Source organism: Ideonella sp., assembly GCF_044358605.1.
Classification (GTDB): domain Bacteria; phylum Pseudomonadota; class Gammaproteobacteria; order Burkholderiales; family Burkholderiaceae_C; genus Ideonella.
This window is the reverse complement of record NZ_JBIKNQ010000019.1, coordinates 1-24,959: the sequence shown is the minus strand read 5'-3', so window position 1 is coordinate 24,959 and position 24,959 is coordinate 1. Positions and strand designations below refer to the sequence as shown.

The following is a 24,959-nucleotide window of genomic DNA, read 5'->3' as shown; positions in this document are numbered from 1 at the left end:
GCTCACAAGACCATGAATTGATCAGCCGCGCAGTCGCACTGCGGGCAGCGCCAATGCGCGGGCAGGTCCACGAACGGCACACCCTGTGGGATCTGCCACTGGGCATCGCCCTCGGCCGGGTCATAGACCCACCAGCAGATCTTGCACTCCAGGCGCGCCTCGGCGGGCAAGCGTGCGCGGTCGCCCAGATAGCTGCCCTCAAAGCCTGCGCGGGGTTGCTCACTCATGGTGCTTAGCCTTGCCGAACCCAGGCCAAGACCTCGGCCAGGCGCTCGGTCGAGTCGACCAGATCCTCTCGGGCCGCACAGGCCACCTCGGGCATGTCAGTCACCTCCACCGAGTTCAGGATCACGGTGTCTTGGGAGTTGTAATAGACCACCCGCCAGGTGTTGGCCACGCAGCAGTTGGTGACGCGGCAATTGCCGTAGCCGCGCGAGAGGATCAACACCCGCCCTGTGCCCAACTGCGCGTCCAAGAAGGAGATGTCCTCCACCGTCAGCGGCAAGAGCGTCAGGTTGACCACCTGGGCCGTGTCACCCGCCCGCCAATGCTGGCGATGGTCGGCCAACTCCACCAGCACCATGGGCGCGTTCTGCACACTGGGCGGGGGCTGGAGTTTTGCGGGCGCCCAAGGCAGGTCTTCACGGGCCGCTTGCTGGAGCACAGCGGGCACCGTGGCAACTTCAATGGTGTCGCTCACCGCGCCGTCATCGGCGGTGGTGATGACGCGCCAAATGCCCGCAAATACCGACTCCTGCACGCTCACCCGAACGCGGAGTGCGGCTTCGCCGGGCTGCAGGGCACGCGGGTCTCCCGGTTGGGTCAAGACCTGGGCGCTGACCTCGCCCTCGCCTAACAACTGATTCAGCAGCTTGAGGTTGGCTGCATCCAAGCCTTGCACGGTGACCGGCGTTACCGCTTCGCCCCGAAGCAGCGCTTGGGCCGCGTCCAACACCTGCTGCAAAACCGCCACCGCGCCTTCGTGGCCTGCCAGCTCTTCGGGCTCGGGCAGCGGTGGCGCCCGAAAGGTGGACATGCCCTGAGGCATGTGCAGGTAGTCCAGCGTCTCATCCTCGGTATGGGTGCCGGGACCGGCAGCCACCACCGGAATGGGAAAGGGCTTGGCAGCAAAAGGTGAGTTCATGATGAAGAGGCCTCAGTGGCAAGAAGACGCAGCCGTGGCGCTGACGAGGGGGATGCCCACACTGGGCGCCCGCGAGGTAGGCATGGCCAGCGCGTCTTTGACGCGTGCCAGATAGTCGGTCCAGTCCAGCATGCCGGCCAGGGTGGTGACATACGCGCCGTCGCGCAGGAACACCAAGGACGGCCAGCGCTGCACGCCCCAGCGGCGCGCCACGGCGTCTTCGTCTCCCCGCAGCACCACCCCCACCGTGAAGCGGTTCTCGAAAGCCTTTTGCAGCTCAGGCAACACCACGGCCACATCCACACCTTCAGGGAAGCGCACCGGGTCGCCACAGAAGAAGAGCACGCGCTCGCCTGCGCCTTGGGCAAACGCCAGGGCATTGTGGGCATCCACCCACTGGGCGCCATGTTGGCTGACCAGGCGCTGCACCAAGATCGGCTCTTGGGCCCAGGCTTCGGGGCTGTCGCTAAGCGCGACTAGCGTTGCAGATTCAGTCATGTCTCACCTCTTTGGGGACGCCTGCCAGCGCCCGTAGTTGCTCAGCGCTCATGGCCGAGGGCAATGAAAATCCGGGGTCGTCCAGAGCCTCTGGCGACAGCGTGGCCCCCACCATGCTGTGGGCCACCAGGTCCAGCACAGCGTTCACTTCTGCGGCCCGCTCCGGGCTGATGTGTTCGCGGGCGGCCTCCAAGAACACCAGCACCCAGTCACCGGGCTGCAGCGCCCCGACCAAGGCCGTGTTGATGCGCCGCTGCTCACCGCGGCCCCAGACCTGGGCGTGGCCAGGCTCCAGACTCAGCACTTGCATGGGCACGCCAATGCACATGTGGCGGCCCTCCCTCAGCGCAACATGAAACGCTCGTCGCCCACCCGGCAGGCCAACTGGGCGTCGGGTCGTCCGGCTTCATAAGCACTCAGCGTCAAGGTGGGCACCGTCACCATCTCGGCCTCGGCCGGTGGCGCCTCGCGCCGCACTGGCGCCGCCCCCCATTCGGCCAGCCGCGCCACCGCGCGCTGCACTGCCTCGTCCAGCGCCGCCTTCACGCAGGGGCGCAGGCTGCCGCCATAGTCTTCCAGTTCCTCCGGCTGGCAGCCGATCAGCAGCACGTCGGCGGGATAGCGCTCGGTCAACAGCGCCAGCATCAAGACCTCCTGAAAGCCGGTCTGGTGCAGGCTCATCTTCTTGGCGCCCAAGAAGCGCGGCACTTCTTCGTTCTCGACCTCCTTGAGCGTGCCGGGGGTCAGCCCGTAGTCAATGGCATCCAAGATGAGTAGCTTGTGCGCTTCTTGCACATGCTGGATCAGGTAAAGGCCTTGGGTGCCACCGTCGATCAGGCGGACATGCGGGGCGAACTGCCAGTCGCGGTCCAGGGCTTCGATGCAGCGCACGCCAAAGCCTTCATCGGCCCACAGCACATTGCCGATGCCGAGCACCACAATCGTGGGCTCGGTGGTGTCACCTTCTGCGTTACAGGCACTTGGGGTGGTGGTGGGGCTCATGGGGTGATCCTCGTCTTCAAAAGAGGGCGTGGTGCCGGGCTCAGGCCCAGGCGACCGAGGGCTGGGCCAGCGAGGCCGGTGGGCAGCGCGGCGACAAGGTCGGCGCTTGCGGGGGGCGGGTGGCGGTCAAGCCATCAGGGTGCGTGGCCATTTGCAGGCGCAAATCGCGCCAGGCTTGCCAGGCATCCCAGCGGGCTTGCAGGCCCAACCAGAAGGTGGCGCTGGTGCCAAACACCATGGCACAGCGCACGGCGGTGTCGGCCGACATGGCGCGGTGGCCCATGATCAGCTCATTGACCCGGCGGCGCGACACGCCCAACAAGACAGCCGCCTTGGTTTGAGAGAGCGCCAGCGGTTGCAGATACTGCCGCTCCAGAAAACGGCCTGGGTGGATGGGCGCACGCAAGGGCACCCCTTCGGGGCGACCTGCAGGGCGCGCGGGCGACGCCCATCCAGAATCCCAGGCCAAAGCGCTCATTTCTTAAACGTCCGGTAGCCAGAGATCATGGTGCTGACAATGCTTTGGCGGCCCATGATGTCTTCGCGGATGGCGGCATAGACATGCAGCATCACGAAGATCACCATGCCCCACAGGCCCATGTGGTGCCAGGTGTGCACGTCCTGCGACTGGCCCATCAGCGGAATCACCCAGCCAAAGCACACCTCGGCCCAGGAGCCCGCCTGAGTGCCCTCGCCATACAGCGCAAACCCAGTGACCAGCATGAACACCGACAGAAAGAAAAAGCCCAAGAACATGGCCGCCCGAGCCAAGGGGTTGTGGCCCACATAGCGGCTAGGCGCAGGGATGAGAAAGGCATACCACTTGAGCATGGTCAGCACCTCTGCCCAATAGGCCTTCTGAAAGAGCGGCAAGGTGAACAACTCACGCGCATGGTGGTTGCCCACAAAGGCCCAGTAGATGCGCCCCAGCAAGCCCACGGCAAACACATAGCCAGCGGCAAAGTGGGCAAAGCGGATGTAGCCCATCACGTAGTGGTCGCTGGCCTCGCCCGGCATGGTGGGCAGGGGTGAGCCAATGAAGTAGCCCGTGATGGCCAGCACGGTGATGGCCAGGGCATTGATCCAATGCCAGAGGCGCACCGGCGCCTCATAGACATAGACCGACTTGATGGTCGCGCCTTGCTCGATGGCACCTGGGTCGATCCCGGTGACATCGGCCAGCTTGTCTGCGTTTGCGGCGGTCATGCGCTGCCTCCTCGTCGAAGTGGTGGGGGTGGCTCAGAGACGGCTGACGAGCAGCAGGCCTGCGCCGCTGACGCCCAAAGCCAGCAGCCGCCACACCACCGCACGGGCTTGGTGCAAGGCCTGGCCCAGGCCCAAGCCCGCCAGGTGCAGGGCGGCGGTAGTGGCCAAGAAGCCCGTGGCATAGGCCAGCACGCTGGCACCCACGGGCATCTCTGCACCATGGGCCAAGCCATGCAGGCTGGCGGCAGCGGCGATCAAGGCCAAGCCCCAGCGCGGTGACAAGCTAGCGCGCGCCCACAGCATCACGCCGAATATCAGCACCGACAGCGCAATGCCTATCTCAGTGCCCGCCCAAGCCAAGCCTGCGATGCCGGCCAGAGCGCCGGCCATCATGCCGAGCAAGAAGGCGGCCGGGCCCCAGGCCCGCTGGGCGCCCTTCAAGGCGGCGGCCGACCACAGGCCCACGGCCACCATGGCCAGCAGATGGTCGGCACCGAAGGGGTGGGCCAGGCCGTGCATCAGGGTCGTGGTGTCGTGGCCGGTGTGGGCTGACGCCCAGGTGGTGGCGCCGCCCAGGGCCGCCGCCAGCAAGATGTGCTTGTTCTTCATGGGTGTTCTCCGTACAGCAGGGGTGAGGGTGCGCTTTTCAGCGCACCTTGACGGTGGTGAGTTCCGCACCGTCTTCGCTCATCACATGGGTTGAGCAGGCCAAGCAGGGGTCGAAGCTGTGCAGGGTGCGCAGGATCTCCAAGGGCTGCTCGGGGTTGGCCATGGGCGTGTTCAACAGTGAGGCCTCAAAGGCGCCAATCTGGCCCTTGTGGTCACGCGGCGAGCCGTTCCAGGTGGTGGGCACCACACATTGGTAGTTCTCAATCTTGCCGTCTTTGATCTTGATCCAATGCCCCAGCATGCCGCGCGGCGCGGCCACCGTGCCCACGCCCTTGGCTTCTTTGGGCCAGGTGGCGGGGTCCCACTTCTCAACGTTGGCGGTGCTGGAATCACCGGCCTTGATGTTGGCGATGAGTTGCTTGAAGTCGTCCATCATCATCTCGCCGCAGTACTGGCTCTCCAAGGCGCGCGCCAGGGTGCGGCCAATGGTGGTCGGCAGCATCTGCTTCAAGGTGTACTGGGTCTCGGGCAAGCCCAGGGCCTTGGGGATGGCGCTGTTGATGGCCACAGCCGCGCTATCGACCTGTTCTTTGACACGCTGGCAGTGTTTGTTGCCCTTGCTGGCATGGGCATAGGCCAAGATGTAGCGCGACAGCGGGCCGACCTCTACCGCATGGCCGCGCCAGCGGGGCGACTTGATCCACGAGTACTTGGCCGACTCGTCCAAGGCTTCGATCTTGGTCTTGGTGCCTTTGAAGTTGGGACCGCTCGGGTTGTAGTCAGGCACGGTCTCGCCATCCCAGGGGTGCAGGCCCTTGGTCTCGTCGGCGTACTTGTACCAACTGTGAGAGACAAACTCCTGCACCTGCTCGGGGTCGCGCGGGTCAATGGGCAGGATCTCGTCCCAGTTGCCGTTCAAGATGACACCGCCAGGCAACTGGTGCGTGCTGTAGTCGTAGGGCACTTTCTCGTAGGTGCCGTAGTCGGCCACGTTGGTGGCCGAGAGGCCGCCACCATAAAGCCAGCCCGCCTGCTTGTAGATCGTACCGATGGCCAACACGTCGGGGATGTAGACGTTGTTGTTGAACTCGATCATCTCCTTGATACGGGCCTCGACAAAGTTCAGCCGCTCCATATTGATGGGCGCACCCGCCGCGCCATTGCCATCGATGTTGATGGCGCAGGGCACACCGCCCACCAGGTAGTTGGGGTGCGGGTTCTTGCCGCCAAAAATGGTGTGCACCTTGACCCATTCCTTCTGCAGGTCCAGCGCCTCCAGGTAGTGGGTCACGGCCATCAGATTGGCCTCGGCCGGCAACACATAGGCCTTGGAGCCCCAGTAGCCGTTCATGAAGGGGCCGAGCTGGCCCGAATCAACAAACTTTTTCAGCCGGTTCTGCACATCGCGGAAGTAACCGGGCGAGGACAGCGGATGGCTGGGGGAGACGAGTTGCTGTAATTCAGAGGTCTTCTTGGGATCAGCCTTGAGCGCACTGATCACATCCACCCAGTCCAGCGCATGCAGGTGATAGAAGTGCACGGCGTGGTCATGGACCTGCAAGGTCTTGGCCATCATCTCGCGGATCAAGTGCGCGTTCAGCGGGATCTTGATTCCCAGGGCGTCTTCCACCGCCCGCACGCTGGTCAGCGCATGGCAGCCGGTGCAAACGCCGCAGATGCGCTCGACAAAGGCCCAGGCATCGCGCGGGTCGCGGCCTTTGAGGATGACCTCCAGCCCGCGCCACATGGTGCCCGTGGAGACCGCGTTGCGGATGATGTTGTCTTTATCGACGTTGACTTCACAGCGCATGTGGCCTTCGATGCGGGTCACCGGGTCCACGACAATGCGCTTGCCCGTGTTGTCGAGCTTGAAGCCTTGAGTTTCGATACACCCATGATGTGAGGTCCTTCTGATTCGGTAGTGAGTGCCGTGCCAAACACGGCGTGGGCTGCTGCGCTAGCGCGGGGTCAGCCGCTGGTGTGGGTGGTGTCGGGTTTGACGCCGGCGCGCTTGATGGCCGACGCGGCGGCATGGGCCACCACGGCCGCACCGACCACGCCCGCCGCTACGCCGCCAATCTGGTCTGCCGTGCCTTCGATGCCGAACTGGTGGATGGTGGTCAGGCGGTCGTAGAAGGAGCCCTTGTCCCAGAAGCCGTCTTCCGAGCAGCCGATGCAGCCGTGGCCCGCCTTGATGGGGAAGCTGGTGCCTTCATTCCACTCCATCGTCGAGCAAGCGTTATAGGTGGTCGGGCCTTTGCAGCCCACTTTGTAGAGGCAGTAGCCCTTCTTGGCCGACTCGTCGTCCCAGGCTTCGACAAACTGGCCCGCGTCAAAGTGGGGGCGGCGGTAGCACTTGTCGTGAATGCGCTGGCTGTAGAACATCTTGGGCCGCCCTTGGCGATCCAACTCCGGGACCTTGTCAAAGGTCAGCATGTAGGTGATCACGCCGGTCATCACCTCGGCAATCGGCGGGCAGCCCGGCACCTTGATGATGGGCTTGTCCGTGATGACCTTGTGAATGGGTGTCGCCTGGGTCGGATTGGGCTTGGCCGCTTGCACGCAGCCCCAAGACGCGCAGGAACCCCAGGCGATCACCGCCTTGGCGTCTTTGGCCACCCGCTTGAGCTTCTCAATGAAGGGCTTACCGGACTGAATGCAAAACATCCCGTCTTCATTCAGGGGCGGGTTGCCTTCGACCGCCAAGATGTACTGACCCTTGTACTTGGTCATGATCTCTTCGAGGATGGCCTCGGCCTGATGACCGGCGGCGGCCATCAAGGTGTCGTCATAGTCCAGCGAGATCATGGACAGCACCACATCCTTGGCCAGCGGGTGGGCCGAACGGATGAAGCTTTCCGTGCAGCAGGTGCACTCCAGGCCATGCAGCCACAGCACCGGTGTGCGCGGCTTGGTCTCCATGGCATGCGCAATTTGCGGCACAAAGGCCGGCCCCAAACCCAGGGAGGTGGCGGTCAGCGAACAGTACTTCATCAAGCTGCGGCGGGAAATGCCCTGCCGGCGCATCACCTCGTAAAAGGTTTCCATGTGGGGTCTCCTCCAGACATCAAGCCCGCGACACGCGGTGGCTTGTCTTGTCTCAAGAGACGTGCCAGAAACAGCACCCCCTGGTGAAAGCACCTAGCGCTGAAAACAAGTGACTGTCAGCACTGACATTTTTGGCGGGGCTTGGCGGCTTGCTGGGCGCGCCAGCGCATGCGGTGATCACTGAGCTTCCACTTGATCCCTCGAAGTGGAAGCTGCGCTTGCATCTCCGCCCTACGGCGAACCTGAGGACGCAAGGCCCTCGCAAGGCCAATTCAGGAGTTCAGCCAAGCGCCTCACCACCCACAGCGGCTCGCCATCGTTCATACCGGCATCGGGCGTCTGCAAGCCACGCAGGCAACGCTCTAGGACCATGTCTTCGCTCAGCCCTTGGTCGTGGTGCAGGGCTTGGGCGCTGGCCATCAGGTGATGCGCCAAGTCGTCACAGAGGTCATAGCGGGCCCGCACTTCAGGCAGTGGCCGCAAGAGCCGCCCGCGCATGCCCGCATAGAGCTTCAAAAAGCTCTCTGGGATGAAGGCGGATTGATCGTCCATGTGCAAGTCAGCGGGGCTGAATGTGGAGCGGGCAAGAAAAAAGCCAGCATGCTTTCACATGCTGGCTTTCTCGTATGGTGCGGCTGGCAGGATTCGAACCCACGACCCCTTGGTTCGTAGCCAAGTACTCTATCCAACTGAGCTACAGCCGCTGAAAGATAGAACTATAGCACAGCTATTTTCATCTGCATAGTTTTGTTCGGAAAATTATTCAAGAAACGCCGCGCGGCGCTCCATAGAAGCCGCCTTGTGCTCATCGCCTTCGCTGCGGGCGATGCTGGCCAAGCTGCGCAGGGCTTGGCGGCGGACGGACTTGGGCAAGGCTTCGCTGGCGGCCGTTTGCTCCAGCGGGCGCTTGGCTTTGCCCCACAGTTGGCGCTGCTCAAAAGCCGCTCCAGCCGCCGCCAGCAGGGCCGCATCATGGCCGTGCGCAGCCAAAGCGGCTTCCACACGTGGCAGCCAATCGCTGCCCAGGCCTTGAGCGCACTCCACCAAGGCCAGCGCCAGCTCTTGGCGGGACTCGGCGTCTTGACGCGGCATGTGGTCCCACAGCGGTTGCAGCCATTCACGGGCCAAACTCACTTGACCCAAGGCTTTGGCCCGCCGCGCGGCACGAGCCACCACAAAGGCATCTTTGCGATTGGCAGCATCCAGCGCCGCCCAGGTGCGGCGCAACTGCTCTTCATCTAAGGATTGCTCAAGCGCCTCGATGGCCAAGGAGCGCAGCAAGGCCTTGGCCGCCAAGGCCGAGAAGCCTTGGTGCTTGGCCAACAGACGGGCGGTTTGCAGCGCCTCTAGCGGTTTGCGCTGCTGTCGTGTGGCACTGAGCTTGACCCGCAAGGCTTGCGTTCGGCGGGCCACACCAGGCGGCAGCGCACTCAACAAGGCCAAGCTGCGCTCCGCATCGCGATCGTCCAGGGCCCACTGCGCTGCCAAGAGTTGCGCACCATCGGCACTGGAGCCACCGGCCTGCCGTCCCGACTCCAAAGCGCCGGCCAAGCGGCTGTCGCGGCCAGTGCGATCTTGCAGTTGATGCAGACTGCTGGCCGCAATCAAATGCGACAAGGTGGCGAACTGCGCGTCGTGGGTCAACTCTGGGACATGCGATTGCAGGAGCAGGGCTTGATCAGCGGCCCGTTGCGCGCGGGCATAACGCGCCGCAAACAGTTCGGTCAGAGCCTCACGCAAGGCCGCATGAGCCGCCCGCTCACGCTTTTGCTCGCGCCAAGCCTGTGCACGCGTGGGCAAAGCCAGCAAACCGGTGACGGCCTGAAAAGCCACAAAGGTCAGCACCACCGCGGCCAGCAGCAAGAGCAAGAACAGGTTGAGCGAGAGATCAACCCGCCATGCGCCTTGGTAGATGGACACCAAGCCGTCATTAGGCCCGAGCACCGAGGCCGACACCACTGCCGCAGTGAACAGCAAGACCAGCCAGATGACGCCCCGCATGCTTACCCTTCAGCGGCCCGCAGCCGCAGCAGCCAGGGCCGCCAGAGATTCATCCGCACGCGGCAGAGGCACTTGCCGACTCTGGGCTGCGATCGCCGCCATTTGCTCAGAAGCCGCCACGACCCGCCTGGTGCTGCGATCAAAGTAACGATCGAGCGCGGCGCGCGCCTGCGCCAGATCCGACTGGGCCACATCAAACTGGCGCGACAGCAGGGCCAAGCGCGCATTGAGCAAGCGCAGCTTCAAGTTCTCGCGCACAAAGAAAGCCTGCTCCGGCGTGACCAGCATGGCTTCCGGATGGTCGATGCGGGTCACACGCACCAAGGAGCGCGCTTCTTGCCAAATGTCGGCCATCACCCTTTGGCTGCCCAAGGCCAAGGTGCCCCACCACGAAGTGTCAGGCAGAGCGGTGGAACCGCCCGCCTTGGCAGCATTTGCAGCAGATGCGGCCGCACGCACGGGTTCCGGCGCGATGCGGCGTGCGGGTTCCGACAACAAGGGCAGTTCATCCACGGTGCGGATCAACTCATCCAAGCGGGCGGACAGCGACGGCAGGTCGGCCACGTGGACCGCACGCACTTTGTCCAGATCTTTGGCCACGGCTCGCCGAACACGCTCCAGACGCGGCTGCTCGTAGCGAGCAAGGCGCTCATCGGCTTGGCGCAGCACGGCCACCATCGGGTCCAGGCTGCCGGTAATGGCCGACTGCTGCTGCGCCACGCGAAGGGCCGCCTCGATATCGGCCACCACGTTCTCATCGCGTGACCGGGCCAGGCTTTGGATCAGCTCTTCAACCTGGCTGCGCTGCAAGGCTGTTTCGGCCACACGGGCCTCCAGAAGAGCCATCTTGGCGGCCAGCTGAGTGGAGGAGTCATGCGACTGCTTGGCCAGCAAGCGCGCCTCGGTGGATTGGTCTTGGCTGCTTTGCTGCCGCCGGACCAATTCTTGTTCCAGGCTGCGCACACGCTGCTGGGTGCTCCAGACCAAGACCAAGCACCCCACCACCAAAACAAGCAGACCGACGCCACCCACCACGCGCCAGTTCGGGCCGCCAGAGGCCGCGCTGGGGACTGGCGGCGGCGTAGAAACGGGCGGGTTAGCCTCCGCAGGCTCGGCGGCGGCCACAGGACTTGGGGCGGTAGGTTCGTTCATGCTGACCATGTGCGAACCATTGTATAGAGCGGTTCCGACCTGCTTTGTCGGGCGCTGCTAAGGCGCCACACTGGCGTGATGGAACCATTGAGCCACGGCTTCGGGCGTGGGTTGAATCTCATCCACCCGGCCAAAGCCTAAGTCTCGGGCGCGCTGGGCGATGCGGGGGTGCGAGGCCAGGGCGACGCTGCGCGCCCAGGCCACATCGGCGGCCATATGAAGCAAGTGATCCAGCGCTTCACTGCTGCTGAGCAACCAGACATGTGCTTCAGGCTTGGCCACCGCCTGGGCCAGCACAGCCTGTTGGGCCAGGCTCCACTCAGGCCGACGACGGCTGTAGGCTGGGACAAACTGCACCTCGGCACCCGCCGCTTGCAGGGTTTTGGCCAGCCAGTCTCGTCCGCCGTCGCCCCGCACCACCCAGGCGCGGCGGCCTTGCCAAGCCTGCGCCTTCAGCTTGAGCCACAGATGCTCGGAGTCCAGTTGAGCGGCGTCGGCGTCAGGCGCCACGATGCTGGCTGCAGGCACGCCCGCCGCTGTCAGCACGGCCACCGTGCCCGGCCCGGTGGCTGCGGCCTGCACACCGGCCGGCCAGGTCCACGCCGCACCCAAGCAGGCCATGCACTGTGCCGCCGCATTCGGGCTGACAAACATCACCAGGTCACCGGCTACCCATTGGGCCGCTGCCGCTCGCACCACTTCTGGCTCGGGCGCAGGCGCAATCTCCAGCAAAGGCAGCGCCACCGCATGCAAGCCCAAAGCCGCCAGCTTGCCCACCCACTGGGTGGCCTGAGGCTGGGGCCGGGTGATGAGTGCGAGGCGCTGCTTCACGCGCCGCAGGGCAAATAGGCCTGACCGCCTTGGGCCAGCAGCGCTTCCGCCGCCTGGCGCCCCAAGGCCAGCGCGGCATCGGCGTCTGCCACCGGGGCCCGCAAGGCCACTTTGACCAAGGGCTGCTGGGGCTCGGTGGCATGGCCCAGCGCGGCATTGAGAGTCATCTGGCCGTCTTGCCACACCGCATGCGCCGCCAAGGGCATGCTGCAACTGCCGCCCAGCCGGCGTGAGACCTCGCGCTCAGCCTGAGTGGCCAAGGCGGAGGGCTGGTGCGCCAGACGCTGCAAGGCGGCCAGCAAGCCCGCACTGCTGCTGCGCACCTCCAAGCCCAAGGCGCCCTGCCCGGCGGCGGGGATCATCTGCTCGGGCGTGAACACGCTGCGAATGCGCTCACCCAGGCCCAAGCGCTTGAGCCCGGCCGCTGCCAGCACGATGGCGTCAAACTGGCCTTCATCGAGCTTGCGCAAGCGGGTGTCCAGGTTGCCGCGCAGCGGCTCAATGCGCAGGTCGGGGCGCAACGCCAGCAGTTGCACCACGCGGCGCAGGCTGGAGGTGCCGACACAGGCGCCCTGGGGCAAGCTGGCCACGTCGGCATAGTGGGGCGAGACAAAGGCATCACGCGGGTCTTCGCGCTCCAGCACGGCCGCCAGCACAAAGCCGTCGGGCAGCTCCATGGGGACATCTTTGAGCGAGTGCACGGCCATGTGGGCCTGACCGGACTCCAGCGCGGTCTCTAGCTCTTTGACGAACAGCCCTTTGCCGCCCACCTTGGAGAGCGCACGGTCGAGGATCTGGTCGCCCTTGGTGGTCATGCCCAAAAGGCTGGCCGAGAGGCCCAGCTCATCGCGCAGGCGGTCGCGGACATGTTCCGCTTGCCACAGGGCTAAGCGGCTTTCCCGTGTGGCAATGACCACCGGCGTTGGAAGTGAAGATGCTGCATTCATGCCACGGATTATCGCGTCCGGCCGAAGATCGGTTAGTATTTGCGGTTGGTAATTAGGTTACCGATTATTGGAGCTATTCATGCCCAGCGCTCAAGCCAAGTCCAGCACCCGATCTCCCGTCGCAAAAGTGAGCAAGTCTGCTGATAAAGCCTTGGCTCGCCAAGATGACACCAGCAAGAACAAACCCTTGGTGGAGGATATTCGGTTACTCGGCCGGATCTTGGGTGATGTGATCCGCGAGCAAGAAGGCAAAGAGGCGTTTGAACTCATCGAACGGGTGCGCCAGCTCTCGGTGGCCTACCGCATCAAGAAAGACGCCAGTGCCGGACGCGTGCTGGATAGGCTGCTGAAAAACCTCTCCGCCGAGCAAACCGTCAGCGTGATCCGGGCCTTCAGCTACTTCTCTCACCTGGCCAATATTGCTGAAGACCGCCACCATGTGCGGCGCCGCGCCCACCACGAGGCGGCAGGCACCCTGGCCGAAGGCTCGCTGGCCATGTGCTTTGAAAAACTGGCCCGCGCCGACCACCGCGCCACCGACATTGCCGCGGCCCTTCAACAGGCCTACATCAGCCCGGTGCTGACGGCACACCCCACCGAAGTGCAGCGCAAGAGCATCTTGGACGCCGAGCGGGCCGTGGCCGAGCTGGTGGGCCAGCGCGACGAGTTGCGCTCTGAGCGTGACCTGCAGGAAAACGAGGCCTTGATCCGCGCCCGGGTGACCCAGCTGTGGCAGACCCGCATGCTGCGCTACACCAAGCTGACCGTGCCCGACGAGATCGACAACGCGCTCACTTACTACCCCGCCACTTTTCTGCGCCAGATCCCGCGCATGTACCAAGAGATTGAGCGCGCCCTGCCCGGCCACGCCGTGCCCTCCTTCTTCCGCATGGGCCACTGGATTGGTGGCGACCGCGATGGAAACCCCAATGTCACGGCCGACACCCTGAAGATCGCACTGACCCGCCAGAGCGAAGTGGCGCTGCGCCACTACCTGACTGAAGTGCACGCCCTGGGCGCAGAGTTGTCCATGTCGGCCATGCTGGCGCCCGTCACCCCAGCCATGCAAGCCTTGGCCCAGCGCTCGCCCGACACCAACCCGCACCGCGAAGACGAGCCCTATCGCCGCGCGCTCATCGGCGTCTATGCCCGCTTGGCCGCCACCTTGCATGCGCTGACCGGCACCGAAGCCCTGCGCCATGCCGTGGCCCCGCAAGACCCCTACGCCAGCCCCGATGACTTCCTGGCCGACCTGCGCACCGTGGAGGCCTCGCTCAAGAGCCACCATGCCCAGGCCTTGGTGGCACCTCGCCTTGCGCCCTTGATGCGCGGGGTACAGGTGTTTGGCTTCCATCTGGCCACGGTCGACTTGCGCCAAAGCTCGGACCAGCACGAGCTGGTCGTGGCGGAGTTGCTGCGCCACGCGCGGCTGGAGGCGGACTATGTGCGCTTGGACGAAGCCGCCAAGCGCCAAGTGCTGCTGCGCCAACTCTGCGATGCCCGGCCCCTGCGCGTCCCCGGCGCCGCCTATTCGGCGCTGACCCTGGGCGAGCTGGCCATTTTTGAGACGGCCGCGCAAAGCCTGCAGCGCTTTGGCCGCGAGGCGATCCGCCACACCATCATCTCGCACACCGAAGAGGTCTCTGACCTGCTGGAAGTGCTGCTGCTGCAGAAGGAAAGCGGCTTGCTGGTGGGCACGCTGGACGAAGCGGCGGTGGCGGCCTTGATCGTCTCGCCCTTGTTCGAGACCATTGAAGACCTGCGCCAAGCCGGACGCATCATGCGCGAGTTCTACGCCCTGCCTGGCATTGCCGGCCTACTGGCCCGCAGCGGTGGCGAGCAGGACGTGATGTTGGGCTACTCCGACAGCAATAAAGATGGCGGCTTCTTCACCAGCAACTGGGAGCTCTACCGCGCCGAGATCGCGCTGGTGGCCTTGTTTGATGAGCTGGAAGCCGCCCACGGCATCCGCCTGCGCCTCTTCCATGGCCGGGGTGGCACGGTGGGCCGGGGCGGCGGCCCCAGCTATCAGGCCATCTTGGCCCAACCCCCGGGCACGGTGAAGGGCCAGATCCGGCTGACCGAACAAGGCGAAGTCATCGCCTCTAAATATGCCCACCCGGAGATCGGCCGACGAAACCTGGAAACCCTGGTGGCCGCCACTTTGGAAGCCACTTTGCTGCACCCCACCAAATCTGCCCCCAAAGCCTTTTTAGAGGCGGCGGAGGCGCTGAGCGTGGGCAGCATGGCGGCCTATCGGCACATCGTCTACGAGACGCCGGGCTTCACCGACTATTTCTTCGCGGCCACGCCCATCCGCGAGATTGCCGAGCTGAACATCGGCTCGCGCCCGGCCTCGCGCAAAGCCACCCGCCGCATCGAAGACCTGCGCGCCATCCCCTGGGGCTTCTCCTGGGGCCAGTGCCGCGTGGCACTGCCGGGCTGGTGCGGCTTCGGCTCTGCCGTGGAGTCTTACCTGGGCGAAGACAAGAAGCAGCATGCCCAACGGCTGGAGCTGCTACAGCGCATGTTCAAGCAGTGGCCCTTCTTCCGCACCTTGCTGTCCAACCTGGACATGGTGCTGGCCAAGAGCGACTTGCGCATTGCCCAACGCTATGTGGAGTTGGTCGAGGACAAGCGCTTGGGCAAGAAAATCTTCACCGCCATCAAGGACGAGTGGGAGCGTACCCAAGCCGCCTTGAGCCTGATCACCGGCGAATCAGACCGTCTGCAATCCAACCCCAGCTTGGCCCGCTCCATCGAGCACCGCTTCCCCTACCTGGACCCGATCAACCACTTGCAAGTGGAGCTGATGCGCCGCTACCGCAAGCGCCCCAAGGCCAGCGCCGATGACAGCGCGCTGGACCCCACGCTGGAGCGTGTGCAGCGCGGTATTCATCTCTCGATCAACGGCATCGCGGCGGGCCTGCGCAACACGGGTTGAATGCGGCTCAGCCCGCCATGAAACCCAAGTCCCGCTGACCAAAGCGGCTCAGTTGGGGCAGGATCTGATCCAGTTGCGATTCTTCCGCTCCAAACCATCGCAGCAAGGTGGCGGCGTACTGGTCCACGCTGCTGCTGGGGATCCAGCGGCCTTGCAACTCCCAGGCTTGGACGCCGACATCGTCGTCGCTGCCCAAGACCAGCTCCGGGGCTCGACCGTAGGCTGCGCCGCCCTTCACCGCGCCGCCCATCACCAAGTGGTGGTTGCCCCAGGCATGATCGGTGCCGCTGGAGTTATTGGGCGCGAAGGTACGGCCGAAGTCGCTTTGGGTGAAGCTGGTCACCGCGCCGCCCAAGCCCAGGCGCTGCATGGCATCGTCAAAGGCCGCCATGGCCTTACCTAAGCGGGCCAGCAGGTCGGCATGGGTTCCGCTCAAGGCATCGCCCGCAATCTGCCCGCCATGGGTGTCAAAGCCCCCCAGGCGCACCATGAAGATTTGGCGCTGGCCCTGCACGGTGGCGCGGCCTGCAATCAGCTTGGCCACCTGATAGAGCTGGCTGGCCAGAAACTCTGTGACGCGCTTGTTGCTGATCAGGCTGGCAAAGGCAGCGTCAATCTCGGGCACCGCCAAAGCATCGCCAGGTGCGGCCTCTACCAAGCCACCCAAGCGCGCAGAAAGCTCAAACGCATCCGCCTGCATGCGGCTGTAGGCCCCCGTCAAGGCATGGGCTTGCGCTTCTGCATGCAGGGCGCGCAGGGCTGCGGCGCGGGCGATATAAGGGGCATAAGTGTCTCGCGGCGGGTCGCCCGACAACTCTTCCACCCCGAAGCCTCCGCCCAAGGCGGGCACCACAATGGGCGCGCCCACACTCGACAGGCCGAAGTGAGCGTTGGCCGCAACTGAGATCACCGGGTTCGTGGTCCGCAGGGTGGCGGCAGCGCGCCCACCCCAACCGGTTCGGGCCAAAGAGTCCGGGTCTGCCGCCTCCCACACGATCTGCTGGTCAGAGTGCGAGAACAAACTATTCGGCACCGTGCCGTCGTTCGGCTGGGCAGCCAGGTATTGAGCCTTGGTGAGGGGCTGGGCCAAGGGGCCGACATTCAACACAGGCGCCAGACGCCCCGCTTGAGCCGCAGCCTGCAAAGGCGCCAACGAGGGGTGCAGGCCAAACTTTGTCCCCGGCAACACACCCAGGCTGGAGATTGGCAAGGCCAGCGCCCCTCGCACCGCACTGTAGGCGGCCCATGAGGCTGCATCTGTGGGCACCACGGTGTTGAGCCCGTCATTGCCGCCATAGAGCGAGATGCACACCAGGGCCTTGTAGTCAGCCGCCCAGGCTCGTCGCGCCGGCAGCAGCAAGGTGCCGAGCCCGCCCAGCCCCAAGGTGGCTCCCAACCCTGCGGCCGCACGCAGCCAGCGGCGACGTTGTTCGTCGTAGGCCAAGAGGCGTGTAGGCATGTGGGGCGCTTTCGTCATTGGTGCACCTGATGCGCGGGGGAGGCCCACAGCAGAAAAGCGGCCTGCAGCACCCGGTCGCGCGCCCAGCCGGGGTTGCGCTGCGCATCAGCCGCAATGCTGTCCACCGCACGCACCACCTCGGCACGGGCCGCAGCGCTCAAACGAGCGCCGCAGCACAGCACAGCCAGCCGATCGACCAGCACCGTGCTTTGGCCCGCATCGGGCTCAAAGGCTGTGGTGTTGATGCGCGTGCCCGTGGCGCCTGGCACCGTGCTGTCCGGCGCGCTGCCATTCCAGAACAGGAGGTAGGTCAGAAAGTTCAGGCGCTGCATCCCGGTGTTGGCGTTGTGAATGCCAAAGGCCGGGCCGCGCAGGGTGGTGCCCGCGACTGGGAAGTCGGGCGGGTAGAAGTTGAACACCGAGGGCGGCCTGAAAAGATGCTGCTGCAGGCCTTCGCCCCACCACCAGGTGAAGTCATTGCCATCGGTTTGCCCATTCAAAGCCCGGATCACCCCGGCGAAGTACAGCGCGGGTTCGCGCAGCTTGCCGCCTTGGGCAGCACTGGGGGTGTCACCGCGCGCTTCCACATCCAGCAGCACGGCGGCCACCGTGGCGGCCAAATCACCCCGCTGGCCCGCGCCAAAGCTCTGCCCTTGGGCGGTGAAGCTGCCACTGGCAAAGGCCTGGGCCACCCGCTGCACGTACGCCGGGCTGGGGTTGCTGCTGACCAGATGCAAGATCAACTGTCGGCCGATGAAGGGCGGCATATTGGGGTGCTGCATGAGGCTGTCCAACACCTTTTCCAAGGCCTGAGGTGCGGTGCTGCCTGCGGGCACGGCGACACCTGACAGCAGCGTGCGTGCCGCTTCATCATGCAAGCGCGGCAGCGGCACCATCTCACCGCCCAGATAGCGGCAGTTCGCCCCCTTGGGCCAGCATGTCTTGGCCGATTGACCTCCCGCAGGATAGGTCCATCCGGTCAGCGCATAGGCATAGGCCCGGACCTGTTCGTTGTTGTAGCTGGCTTGGCAGGCTCCGCCCTTGAGGCTGCCATCGAGGTTCAGCTCGCAGGTGCCAATGCTGAAGAGCTGCAAGAGCTCACGCCCAAAGTTTTCATTGGGCGCCGCTTTATCGTTATTGACGTTGTTGAGGAACTCGCCCATGACCGGCGAAAGCGTCACTTGACGCAGCACTTCGCGGTAATTGCCAAAAGCCTGATCGAGCAGCTTGTTGTAGTACAGCCTAAAGCCATAGGTGCCATCGACCTCTTGGTTGTTGATCACCAAGATCTGCTGCAAGGCCAGCGCCACCCGCTGACGAAGTTGATCGGGCTGGGTGGTGGCGTTGCGATAAAAGTCCCAAGCCAGAGGCTGAGTTGAGAACCAGTCCCGCCAGCAATTCGGCCCCGCATAAGCGGGCAAGCTGCAAAAGTCTTTGCCCGAGGTGTCGCGGTGGATGGCATCACCTTGGCCCAAGGTGTAGCGCGAGCCGTTGGTGCTCATCTGGCCCTTGACCCAAGCGGCTGCGCTTTGCTGGGTCATGCTGGTGAGCAAGCTCTCGGTAGGGCCGAAGGTGGCTTGCTCGGCCAACCTGAAGGCATCGGCCCGGCTCAAGGACGACGGCGGAACGGGCGGTGGCACGGGCGCGGCGCTTTCACCACCGCCACCGCAGGCCGTTAAGCCCACCAGAACCGCCAGCACCCATCGTCGACCTTGCACACCTTACCCCCGTTGTCACCACAGGCCAGAGGGTATGCGAGAAGCGTCTTTACATAGACGCTAAGCGCGCAATTCCCGTAACGGGCTGTGAGCGATGTGGTGCAATTCAACCATGCAAGCCCCTCATTTCGCCCCTGGCCTCAAAGGCTACCCCTGGACTGCACCCGCCTTGGACCGTGCGCAGATCAGCGCCCAAGGCTGGAACGTGCTGGCAGGCGACCTGCCACTGCCGGTGGCGGTGTTGCACCGCCAAGCCTTGCGGCACAACCTGGGCTGGATGCAAAAGCATGTGGACGATGCCGGCATTGCGCTGGCCCCGCACGGCAAGACCACGCTGTCGCCCGAGCTGTTTGCAGCACAACTGCAGGCCGGGGCCTGGGGCATCACCTTTGCCTCGGTGCATCAATTGGCGCTGGGTCTGCAGCATGGCGTGCGGCAGGCCTTGATCGCCAATCAAGTACTGCAAGCCGCTGACCTGCTACAGCTTCATGGCTTGCGGGCCACCCACCCAGGCTTGCGTGCCCCCTTCTTGCTGGACTCACTGGCACAGCTCCACACCATTGAAGCCACGGCTGCCACCCACCGATTGAGTGAGCCTTTTGAAGTCTTGCTGGAATGGGGCTTGGCGCAGGGCCGCACGGGCTGCCGCAGCGAAGCCGAAGCCCTGGCGGTGGCCCGTGCGGCCAAGGCCAGCCCGGCGGTGCGGCTGGTGGGCTTGTCCACCTACGAAGGCCTGTGGGGCAGTGGGGACTCCGCCGCCGACCAGGCTCTGGTCCACGGGCTGACCGACGCTGTGCACCGCTTGGCTCAGCGCTGTGATGCAGAAGGCCTGTTCGAGCACGATCAGGTGATCATCACCGCCGGTGGCTCGGCCCTGTTCGACCAAGTCTCTGGCGCCCTCACGCCCAAACTCTCTCGCCCGGTGTTGGGCTTGCTGCGTTCAGGCTGCTACCTGACGCATGACGACGGCCACTACCAGCGCCTGGTGCATGTGGCCAACCGCCGCTTGGGCTGTGCTGATGGTGACGGCCTGCGCGCCGCGCTGCGCGTCTGGACCCTGGTGCAATCCGGCCCCGAACCCGGCCTGGTGATCTTGAACGCCGGCAAGCGCGACGCCTCTACCGACATGGGTCTGCCCGTGCCCGTGGCCTGGGCACCCGCTGACGCGCGCACGGCCCAAGCCGCCCCCGCTGGCTGGAGCCTCACCGCCATGAACGACCAACACGCCTACTTGCGCCTGGCCGACGGCGCCCCCACGCTGCAGGTCGGCGACCGCGTCGCCCTGGGCATCTCCCACCCCTGCACCACCTTCGACAAATGGCGCTGGATGCCGGTGGTGGATGAGGGGCTGAATGTGGTGGATGCGATCAGTACCCTGTTCTGAGCACCCCCAAGGGCTGGGGCTTGCCCGTCCCGGCCCCCGACGCTTTCTTGAGAGGGCGAACCGATGCGCATCCCAACGGTCAGAGAACCACCAGCGCCTCACGCACCGCCGTCAACTGCCGCCGGGACACCGGCAACCATTCGTCGGTGGGAGCCAGGTGGACAGCCCAGGATTCGGTGGCGTCGCCTTCTTCTGCGCCGGGCAGCACGCGTTTCTCAAGGGCGCGGATGGCCGCTTTGGCGACCACGGCGCTGCGGTGGATGCGTACCGCCGCGTCACCCAGGCGCTGCTCCAGGTCGACCAAGGCGTCGTCGAGCACATAGGTGTGAGTGAGCGTGCGCAGGGTCACGTACTTCATCTCGGCCTTGAGCGACACCAACTCAGCGATGGGAAGGCGCAAGATGCGGCCCCGGTCGCTGACCACCAAGACCTTGTCGGGCTGCGCTGCGGTAGCTTGGGGCGCCACTAAGCTGCGGCCCAGGCGTTGAGCGACGCGCTGCAAGGCTTCTTGCAGGCGCTGGCGGCGTACAGGCTTGGTGAGGTAGTCGCAAGCGTTCAGCTCAAAGGCATCCAAGGCGTGCTCGGCATGGGCAGTGACAAACACCACCGCCGGTGCCGCGGGGCTGCCTTCGCGCTGGGCTTGTTCGCGCAGGCGCCGGGCCACCTCCAGGCCGTTCAGGCCGGGCATGTGGATGTCCAGCAGCAAAAGATCTACCCCCGAGATGCTCAAGACATGCAGGGCCTCGGGCGCGCTGCCAGCTTCGCCCACCACCTCGACGCCCGCCACACCGCAGTCGGCCAAGAGGCTGCGCAAACGCATGCGCGCCAGGGGCTCGTCATCGACGATCAAGACCCGCAGTCGGGTGGGCTTGGGCTCACTCACGGTCAACTGTCCTTCTTGGATGCTCAGCTGGAGGCTGGTACGCTGATGCTGACACGCCAGCGGCCATCTTCAATCACGCCGCTGCGAAAGTCGGCGTCCAGATCATGCATCAGGCGCAGCCGCTCTTTGACGCTGGCCAGGCCAATGCCATGGCCAGGGCGTGATGGATTTGTCGGCCGGGTGTTGGTGATGGAGATCAGCACCCTGTCGCGGCGGCGCAAGGTGCGCACTTCGATCACGCCGCCCTTGTCGCTGGGCTCCACACCGTGGCGTACGGCGTTTTCAATCAAGGGCTGCAGGGTCAAGGGCGGCAGGCGGGCGGCGGCGGCCTGGGGATCGAGCTGCCAGTCCACCTCCAGGCGGCGGCCAAAGCGCAGTTGCTCAATCGCGATGTAGCGCTGGGTCAAGCTGACCTCGGCGCCCAAGGTGGTGGCTTGGTCCAGGGCGCCTAACGCAGCACGGAAGAGCTCGGCCAAGTCTTCCAGCACTTCTTCGGCGCGTTGCGGGTCGAGTTGCACCAGCGCAATGGCGGTGTTCAGAGTGTTGAACAAAAAGTGCGGGCGGATGCGGGTTTGCAAGTCGGCCAGCCGTGCCGTGGCCACCGTGGGCAGGCGCGCCCGCTCGCGCAGGCGCTCCACCTGGTAAACCGCTGCGGCCATGGCAGCACCCGTCAAACCCACGGCCAGTGGTTGCAGGGCGGTGGGCTGCCACAGGCCCAGCCAATGGGTGAAGCCCATGGCGGACAGGGCAGCGAAGGCGCCTGTCAGACTGACGGCCAACCACTGCAACAGGGGTGCCCAAGTGGCCAACAAGCGGCGCGCACTGCAGGCCAGCACCAACCACATCAAGGTGGCAGGAATGGCCACCAAGGCCGCCGTGGGCAGCGCCAGCAACCACTCGGAGTAGCTGGGTTGCACGAACAGCAGCCCGAGATACACCGTACTGAGCACCAGCATCAAGGCACGGATCAGAGGACCCGTGCCGCACAGAGGCAGCACCGCCGCCTGACGGCCCGCACCCCCTGCCCCAGCGGCCTGCAACACCTGCTGCAGGTCCTCGAACAAGGTGCTGTGCTGAAAGTCTGGGCGCTGGCTCATGCCCTCCATTCTCAGGGAAAGGGCGCGGGGCGCGAGGCCGGTGCGCGTCAAGCACCGGCAAGGTCCCCCCCTACAATGACGGCTTTCCCTCTTGCGGCGCTGGCCCTGTGGTGGCCCGCCCCCTTCTTTGCAGGCGCAACGCCCTGCGCTTCCAGATCGCCTCCCCATGAGCACCAATCAACTCGACAAGAAGTCCCAGGCCTGGTCGGCCCTGTTCTCTGAACCCATGAGCGAGCTGGTCAAGCGCTACACCTCCAGCGTGTTCTTTGACAAGCGCATGTGGCAGGCCGACATCGAAGGCAGCCTGGCCCATGCCGACATGCTGGCGGCACAGGGCATCATCGGTGCGCAAGACTTGGCCGACATCCAGCGCGGCATGGCCCAGATCCGCGCCGAAATCGAGTCGGGTGCGTTTGAGTGGAAGCTGGAGCTGGAAGACGTACACCTCAACATCGAGGCGCGCCTGACCCAGTTGGTGGGCGACCCAGGCAAGCGCCTGCACACCGGCCGCAGCCGAAACGACCAAGTCGCCACCGACGTGCGCCTGTGGCTGCGCAGCGAGATCGACCAGATCGCCCTGCTGCTGGCCGACATGCAGCGCGCCCTGGTGGCCGTGGCAGCCCACAACACCGACACGGTGATGCCTGGCTTCACCCACATGCAGGTGGCTCAGCCGGTGAGCTTTGCCCACCACCTGCTGGCCTATGTGGAAATGTTCGCCCGCGATGCCGAGCGCCTGGCCGACTTGCGCAAGCGGGTCAACCGCCTGCCCTTGGGCTCGGCCGCGCTGGCCGGCACCAGCTACCCACTGGACCGCGAACGGGTGGCGCGCACCCTGGGCTTTGAAGCCGTGAGCCAGAACAGCTTGGACGCCGTGAGTGACCGCGACTTTGCGATCGAGTTCACCAGCTTCAGCACGCTGGTGATGATCCACGTCTCGCGCCTGGCCGAAGAGATCGTGATTTGGATGAGCCAGAACTTCGGCTTCATCAACCTGAGCGACCGCTACTGCACCGGCTCCTCCATCATGCCGCAGAAGCGCAACCCCGATGTGGCCGAACTGGCCCGTGGCAAGAGTGGCCGCGTGGTGGGCCATTTGATGGGCCTGATCACCCTGATGAAGGGCCAGCCCCTGGCCTACAACAAAGACAACCAAGAAGACAAAGAGCCGCTGTTCGACACCGTGGACACGGTCAAGGACACGCTGCGCATCATGGCCGAGATGATTGGCGGCGAAGTGGCAGCCGATGGCTCGCGCAGCGGTGGCCTGACGGTGAAGGCCGAGGCCATGGAAGCGGCTGCGCTGCGCGGCTATGCCACGGCCACTGATCTGGCCGACTACTTGGTGAAGAAGGGCCTGCCCTTCCGCGACGCCCACGAGGTGGTGGCCCATGCGGTGAAGGAGGGCCTGAAGCTGGGGGTGGACTTATCCGACCTGCCGCTGGCCACCTTGCAAGGCTTTGACGCCCGCATTGAGCAAGACGTGTTTGAGGTGCTGTCACTGCGCGGCTCGCTCAATGCCCGCAATGTGCTGGGGGGCACCGCGCCCGCACAGGCTCAGGCGCAGATTGAGCGGCACCTGAAGCGCTTGGTTTGAGCGCTCCCTAACCAAAATAAAAAAGGCGCTCGTCGTGAGCGCCTTTTCTGTAGCCCTCCACCGCGCGGCGGAGGAGCGGCGACTCAATCGTCGAACTTGACTTCGCTGGCGTTCACCACCGTGCCGTCGCTAGAGATGCGGCCCTTGACCTCCACCTTGGCGCCCACCTTCAGGTCGGCCGCCGTACCATCCTTGAAGCTGGCCTGAGCGTAGTTGACTTTCTGCAGGCCCGCCTTCACCACAAAGGTCTTGGCCACGGTGTCCACGCTCTGCACGGTGCTCTTGATTTCGTACTCTTTGCTGGAGTCGTCGCCGCCGCCATCGTCGTCATCTCCGCCAGACGATTCGCGTTTCTTGACCTCGACCTTGGTGGCTTGCAACACACCGCCACTCATCTTGCCCTCGGCCTCTACCCGCACCCCAGCCGCCAACACCGAGCCCGCTGGGCTGAGTGCCGCCGAGCTGGCATTGACGGTGATGCCGTTGAGGCTGAAGCTGGCATTGCTGCTGTAGCTGGCAATCACGCCTTCAACCTCGACTTCAACGCCCTCACCGGGCTTGGGGCGGTCGCTGTCGCTGCTGGTAACCACCCAGTAGCCATTGCCATCGGTGCTGGTGCCTACCTTCACGCGCAGCAACACACCATCGGCCAAGCCCGCCGGTGCTGCACCAGCAGCATAGGTGAAGGTGGCGGCACCGATGCGGAAGGTGCGCTGTGTCGTGTTGTTCGCACTCACCACCCCACGCACCTTGTAAGCCGAGGCGCTGCTCTTGGGCTCAACCCGGCTGGCGATGTAGGTGCCAGTCACCGGGTCATACACGGCATAGACCTCCAGCAATGAGCCCAGGGTGATGCCGTTGTGCCCGCCAACCAAGCGGTCATCAAACACGGTCGAGGTCGTGACTTTGACCGCCTGACCCAAGACGGTCAGATCGCCCGTGGTGATGACGCTGGCGCTCACGGGGCCCACGATCTCGCTGTTGACCACCACACTGTTGGCCACCCCCGTGCCCAAGGTTCGGTCGAGGTTCTTGCCGTCGATGGTCACCACCATGCCCAGACGCAGATCGGCGCTGCTCAGGCTCTGGTTGTCATCGTTGCGCACCGTGGCTGCGCTGTCGTCGTAACGCACGCCGCCCACGATGATGGAGCCAAAGCCGCTGATGGGGCCGTTGGCAAAAGCGGGGGGCTCTTTGCCCGTACCACCCGTTTCAACGCCACCTCCGCCACAACCCGACAAACAAGCAGCAGCCAGCCCGAGGGACAGCGCCCATGGGAAAGCAGAATTCATTCGAGAACGCATTTGACTAAATGTCAAGCCCCGGGAGATCATTCACACGTTTTGTGAAGAGCTTGGGGTGTGAGGCGTGCCATTTTTTCAGGGCCTCGATGGGGGTCTGGTGGTTGAGGGCGCGTTGAGGAATTCGATGGTTGTAGG

Annotated in this window: 23 protein-coding genes and 1 tRNA gene; 3 read left to right on the top strand and 21 right to left on the bottom strand. The window is 64.8% G+C overall.

Features of this window, described 5'->3' with window-relative positions:
* Positions 1–2 precede the first annotated feature (2 nt).
* The 16 genes from ACIQ3Q_RS08850 to hemC all read right to left on the bottom strand — a co-directional run bounded on the left by ACIQ3Q_RS08850 (position 3) and on the right by hemC (position 12,438).
* Positions 3–227: a rubredoxin gene (locus tag ACIQ3Q_RS08850; protein WP_396268711.1), complete on the bottom strand. Its 225-nt coding sequence runs from the start codon at positions 225–227 to the stop codon at positions 3–5.
* A gap of 5 nt (positions 228–232) precedes the next feature.
* Positions 233–1,144 (bottom strand): hydrogenase expression/formation C-terminal domain-containing protein, encoded by a 912-nt coding sequence (locus tag ACIQ3Q_RS08845; RefSeq protein ID WP_396268710.1) that lies wholly within the window; start codon positions 1,142–1,144, stop codon positions 233–235.
* Positions 1,145–1,156: 12 nt separating this feature from the next.
* A complete protein-coding gene (locus tag ACIQ3Q_RS08840; RefSeq protein WP_396268709.1) occupies positions 1,157–1,642 on the bottom strand; it encodes a hydrogenase in 486 nt (161 codons plus the stop codon).
* Positions 1,635–1,970 carry a HypC/HybG/HupF family hydrogenase formation chaperone gene (locus ACIQ3Q_RS08835; RefSeq protein WP_396268708.1) on the bottom strand — a complete coding sequence of 112 codons (336 nt, stop codon included), beginning with the start codon at positions 1,968–1,970 and terminating at the stop codon, positions 1,635–1,637. Before ACIQ3Q_RS08835 ends, ACIQ3Q_RS08840 begins: the two co-directional genes overlap by 8 nt.
* Positions 1,971–1,984: 14 nt before the next feature.
* The gene (locus ACIQ3Q_RS08830; RefSeq protein ID WP_396268707.1) at positions 1,985–2,644 is read right to left on the bottom strand and encodes a HyaD/HybD family hydrogenase maturation endopeptidase; all 660 of its coding nucleotides are present in this window, start codon (positions 2,642–2,644) and stop codon (positions 1,985–1,987) included.
* A gap of 40 nt (positions 2,645–2,684) precedes the next feature.
* Complete coding sequence (locus ACIQ3Q_RS08825) at positions 2,685–3,122, bottom strand: HigA family addiction module antitoxin (protein ID WP_396268706.1); 438 nt, start codon at positions 3,120–3,122, stop codon at positions 2,685–2,687.
* The gene (gene cybH, locus ACIQ3Q_RS08820; RefSeq protein ID WP_396268705.1) at positions 3,119–3,850 is read right to left on the bottom strand and encodes a Ni/Fe-hydrogenase, b-type cytochrome subunit; all 732 of its coding nucleotides are present in this window, start codon (positions 3,848–3,850) and stop codon (positions 3,119–3,121) included. The genes ACIQ3Q_RS08825 and cybH overlap by 4 nt, the downstream gene beginning before the upstream one ends.
* Before the next feature lie 33 nt (positions 3,851–3,883).
* Positions 3,884–4,459 (bottom strand): HupE/UreJ family protein, encoded by a 576-nt coding sequence (locus ACIQ3Q_RS08815; RefSeq protein WP_396268704.1) that lies wholly within the window; start codon positions 4,457–4,459, stop codon positions 3,884–3,886.
* A 37-nt stretch (positions 4,460–4,496) separates the two neighbouring features.
* Positions 4,497–6,269 (bottom strand): nickel-dependent hydrogenase large subunit, encoded by a 1,773-nt coding sequence (locus ACIQ3Q_RS08810; protein ID WP_396268754.1) that lies wholly within the window; start codon positions 6,267–6,269, stop codon positions 4,497–4,499.
* A 158-nt stretch (positions 6,270–6,427) separates the two neighbouring features.
* The gene (locus ACIQ3Q_RS08805; protein WP_396268703.1) at positions 6,428–7,507 is read right to left on the bottom strand and encodes a hydrogenase small subunit; all 1,080 of its coding nucleotides are present in this window, start codon (positions 7,505–7,507) and stop codon (positions 6,428–6,430) included.
* Between the two features lie 231 nt (positions 7,508–7,738).
* Positions 7,739–8,059, bottom strand: coding sequence for a hypothetical protein (locus ACIQ3Q_RS08800; protein WP_396268702.1), 321 nt, complete (start codon positions 8,057–8,059; stop codon positions 7,739–7,741).
* A 75-nt stretch (positions 8,060–8,134) separates the two neighbouring features.
* Positions 8,135–8,211, bottom strand: a tRNA-Arg gene (locus ACIQ3Q_RS08795).
* 55 nt (positions 8,212–8,266) lie between these two features.
* Entirely contained in the window at positions 8,267–9,508 is a 1,242-nt protein-coding gene (locus ACIQ3Q_RS08790; protein WP_396268701.1) for a heme biosynthesis HemY N-terminal domain-containing protein, read from the bottom strand.
* Between the two features lie 9 nt (positions 9,509–9,517).
* Positions 9,518–10,660, bottom strand: coding sequence for a uroporphyrinogen-III C-methyltransferase (locus ACIQ3Q_RS08785; protein ID WP_396268700.1), 1,143 nt, complete (start codon positions 10,658–10,660; stop codon positions 9,518–9,520).
* A gap of 57 nt (positions 10,661–10,717) precedes the next feature.
* On the bottom strand, positions 10,718–11,491 hold the full coding sequence (locus tag ACIQ3Q_RS08780) for a uroporphyrinogen-III synthase (protein ID WP_396268699.1): 774 nt from the start codon (positions 11,489–11,491) through the stop codon (positions 10,718–10,720).
* Positions 11,488–12,438, bottom strand: a complete 951-nt coding sequence (gene hemC / locus ACIQ3Q_RS08775) for a hydroxymethylbilane synthase (protein WP_396268698.1) — start codon at positions 12,436–12,438, stop codon at positions 11,488–11,490. Before hemC ends, ACIQ3Q_RS08780 begins: the two co-directional genes overlap by 4 nt.
* A 79-nt stretch (positions 12,439–12,517) precedes the next feature.
* On the opposite strand from hemC, the gene ppc reads away from it, so the two are divergent.
* Positions 12,518–15,382: a phosphoenolpyruvate carboxylase gene (gene ppc, locus ACIQ3Q_RS08770; protein WP_396268697.1), complete on the top strand. Its 2,865-nt coding sequence runs from the start codon at positions 12,518–12,520 to the stop codon at positions 15,380–15,382.
* Positions 15,383–15,389: 7 nt separating this feature from the next.
* Here the strand turns inward: ppc and ACIQ3Q_RS08765 are convergent, their stop codons facing one another.
* Together ACIQ3Q_RS08765 and ACIQ3Q_RS08760 are read right to left on the bottom strand one after the other, a co-directional pair.
* Positions 15,390–16,841, bottom strand: coding sequence for a DUF1501 domain-containing protein (locus ACIQ3Q_RS08765; protein WP_396268696.1), 1,452 nt, complete (start codon positions 16,839–16,841; stop codon positions 15,390–15,392).
* Between the two features lie 14 nt (positions 16,842–16,855).
* A complete protein-coding gene (locus ACIQ3Q_RS08760) occupies positions 16,856–18,559 on the bottom strand; it encodes a DUF1800 family protein (protein ID WP_396268695.1) in 1,704 nt (567 codons plus the stop codon).
* 112 nt (positions 18,560–18,671) lie between these two features.
* On the opposite strand from ACIQ3Q_RS08760, the gene ACIQ3Q_RS08755 reads away from it, so the two are divergent.
* A complete protein-coding gene (locus tag ACIQ3Q_RS08755; RefSeq protein WP_396268694.1) occupies positions 18,672–19,943 on the top strand; it encodes an alanine racemase in 1,272 nt (423 codons plus the stop codon).
* A gap of 79 nt (positions 19,944–20,022) precedes the next feature.
* Here the strand turns inward: ACIQ3Q_RS08755 and ACIQ3Q_RS08750 are convergent, their stop codons facing one another.
* A complete protein-coding gene (locus ACIQ3Q_RS08750) occupies positions 20,023–20,826 on the bottom strand; it encodes a LytR/AlgR family response regulator transcription factor (RefSeq protein WP_396268693.1) in 804 nt (267 codons plus the stop codon).
* A 23-nt stretch (positions 20,827–20,849) separates the two neighbouring features.
* A complete protein-coding gene (locus ACIQ3Q_RS08745; protein WP_396268692.1) occupies positions 20,850–21,923 on the bottom strand; it encodes a histidine kinase in 1,074 nt (357 codons plus the stop codon).
* A 166-nt stretch (positions 21,924–22,089) separates the two neighbouring features.
* Here ACIQ3Q_RS08745 and argH point away from each other — a divergent pair, with 166 nt between their 5' ends.
* The gene (gene argH / locus ACIQ3Q_RS08740; protein WP_396268691.1) at positions 22,090–23,520 is read left to right on the top strand and encodes an argininosuccinate lyase; all 1,431 of its coding nucleotides are present in this window, start codon (positions 22,090–22,092) and stop codon (positions 23,518–23,520) included.
* Positions 23,521–23,603: 83 nt separating this feature from the next.
* Here argH and ACIQ3Q_RS08735 read toward each other — a convergent pair whose 3' ends face one another.
* A complete protein-coding gene (locus ACIQ3Q_RS08735) occupies positions 23,604–24,812 on the bottom strand; it encodes a DUF5666 domain-containing protein (RefSeq protein ID WP_396268690.1) in 1,209 nt (402 codons plus the stop codon).
* Positions 24,813–24,959 lie beyond the last annotated feature (147 nt).

Bases quoted from the DNA above. Each gene is read 5' to 3' on its own strand.
- ACIQ3Q_RS08735 (WP_396268690.1), bottom strand. From the start codon at position 24,812: ATGAATTCTGCTTTCCCATGGGCGCTGTCCCTCGGGCTGGCTGCTGCT.
- ACIQ3Q_RS08845 (WP_396268710.1), bottom strand. From the start codon at position 1,144: ATGAACTCACCTTTTGCTGCCAAGCCCTTTCCCATTCCGGTGGTGGCT.
- ACIQ3Q_RS08810 (WP_396268754.1), bottom strand. From the start codon at position 6,269: ATGCGCTGTGAAGTCAACGTCGATAAAGACAACATCATCCGCAACGCG.
- ACIQ3Q_RS08745 (WP_396268692.1), bottom strand. From the start codon at position 21,923: ATGAGCCAGCGCCCAGACTTTCAGCACAGCACCTTGTTCGAGGACCTG.
- ACIQ3Q_RS08805 (WP_396268703.1), bottom strand. From the start codon at position 7,507: ATGGAAACCTTTTACGAGGTGATGCGCCGGCAGGGCATTTCCCGCCGC.
- ppc (WP_396268697.1), top strand. From the start codon at position 12,518: ATGCCCAGCGCTCAAGCCAAGTCCAGCACCCGATCTCCCGTCGCAAAA.
- ACIQ3Q_RS08835 (WP_396268708.1), bottom strand. From the start codon at position 1,970: ATGTGCATTGGCGTGCCCATGCAAGTGCTGAGTCTGGAGCCTGGCCAC.
- ACIQ3Q_RS08785 (WP_396268700.1), bottom strand. From the start codon at position 10,660: ATGAACGAACCTACCGCCCCAAGTCCTGTGGCCGCCGCCGAGCCTGCG.
- ACIQ3Q_RS08825 (WP_396268706.1), bottom strand. From the start codon at position 3,122: ATGAGCGCTTTGGCCTGGGATTCTGGATGGGCGTCGCCCGCGCGCCCT.
- argH (WP_396268691.1), top strand. From the start codon at position 22,090: ATGAGCACCAATCAACTCGACAAGAAGTCCCAGGCCTGGTCGGCCCTG.
- ACIQ3Q_RS08800 (WP_396268702.1), bottom strand. From the start codon at position 8,059: ATGGACGATCAATCCGCCTTCATCCCAGAGAGCTTTTTGAAGCTCTAT.
- ACIQ3Q_RS08755 (WP_396268694.1), top strand. From the start codon at position 18,672: ATGCAAGCCCCTCATTTCGCCCCTGGCCTCAAAGGCTACCCCTGGACT.
- ACIQ3Q_RS08790 (WP_396268701.1), bottom strand. From the start codon at position 9,508: ATGCGGGGCGTCATCTGGCTGGTCTTGCTGTTCACTGCGGCAGTGGTG.
- ACIQ3Q_RS08815 (WP_396268704.1), bottom strand. From the start codon at position 4,459: ATGAAGAACAAGCACATCTTGCTGGCGGCGGCCCTGGGCGGCGCCACC.
- ACIQ3Q_RS08840 (WP_396268709.1), bottom strand. From the start codon at position 1,642: ATGACTGAATCTGCAACGCTAGTCGCGCTTAGCGACAGCCCCGAAGCC.
- ACIQ3Q_RS08830 (WP_396268707.1), bottom strand. From the start codon at position 2,644: ATGAGCCCCACCACCACCCCAAGTGCCTGTAACGCAGAAGGTGACACC.
- ACIQ3Q_RS08765 (WP_396268696.1), bottom strand. From the start codon at position 16,841: ATGCCTACACGCCTCTTGGCCTACGACGAACAACGTCGCCGCTGGCTG.
- hemC (WP_396268698.1), bottom strand. From the start codon at position 12,438: ATGAATGCAGCATCTTCACTTCCAACGCCGGTGGTCATTGCCACACGG.
- ACIQ3Q_RS08850 (WP_396268711.1), bottom strand. From the start codon at position 227: ATGAGTGAGCAACCCCGCGCAGGCTTTGAGGGCAGCTATCTGGGCGAC.
- cybH (WP_396268705.1), bottom strand. From the start codon at position 3,850: ATGACCGCCGCAAACGCAGACAAGCTGGCCGATGTCACCGGGATCGAC.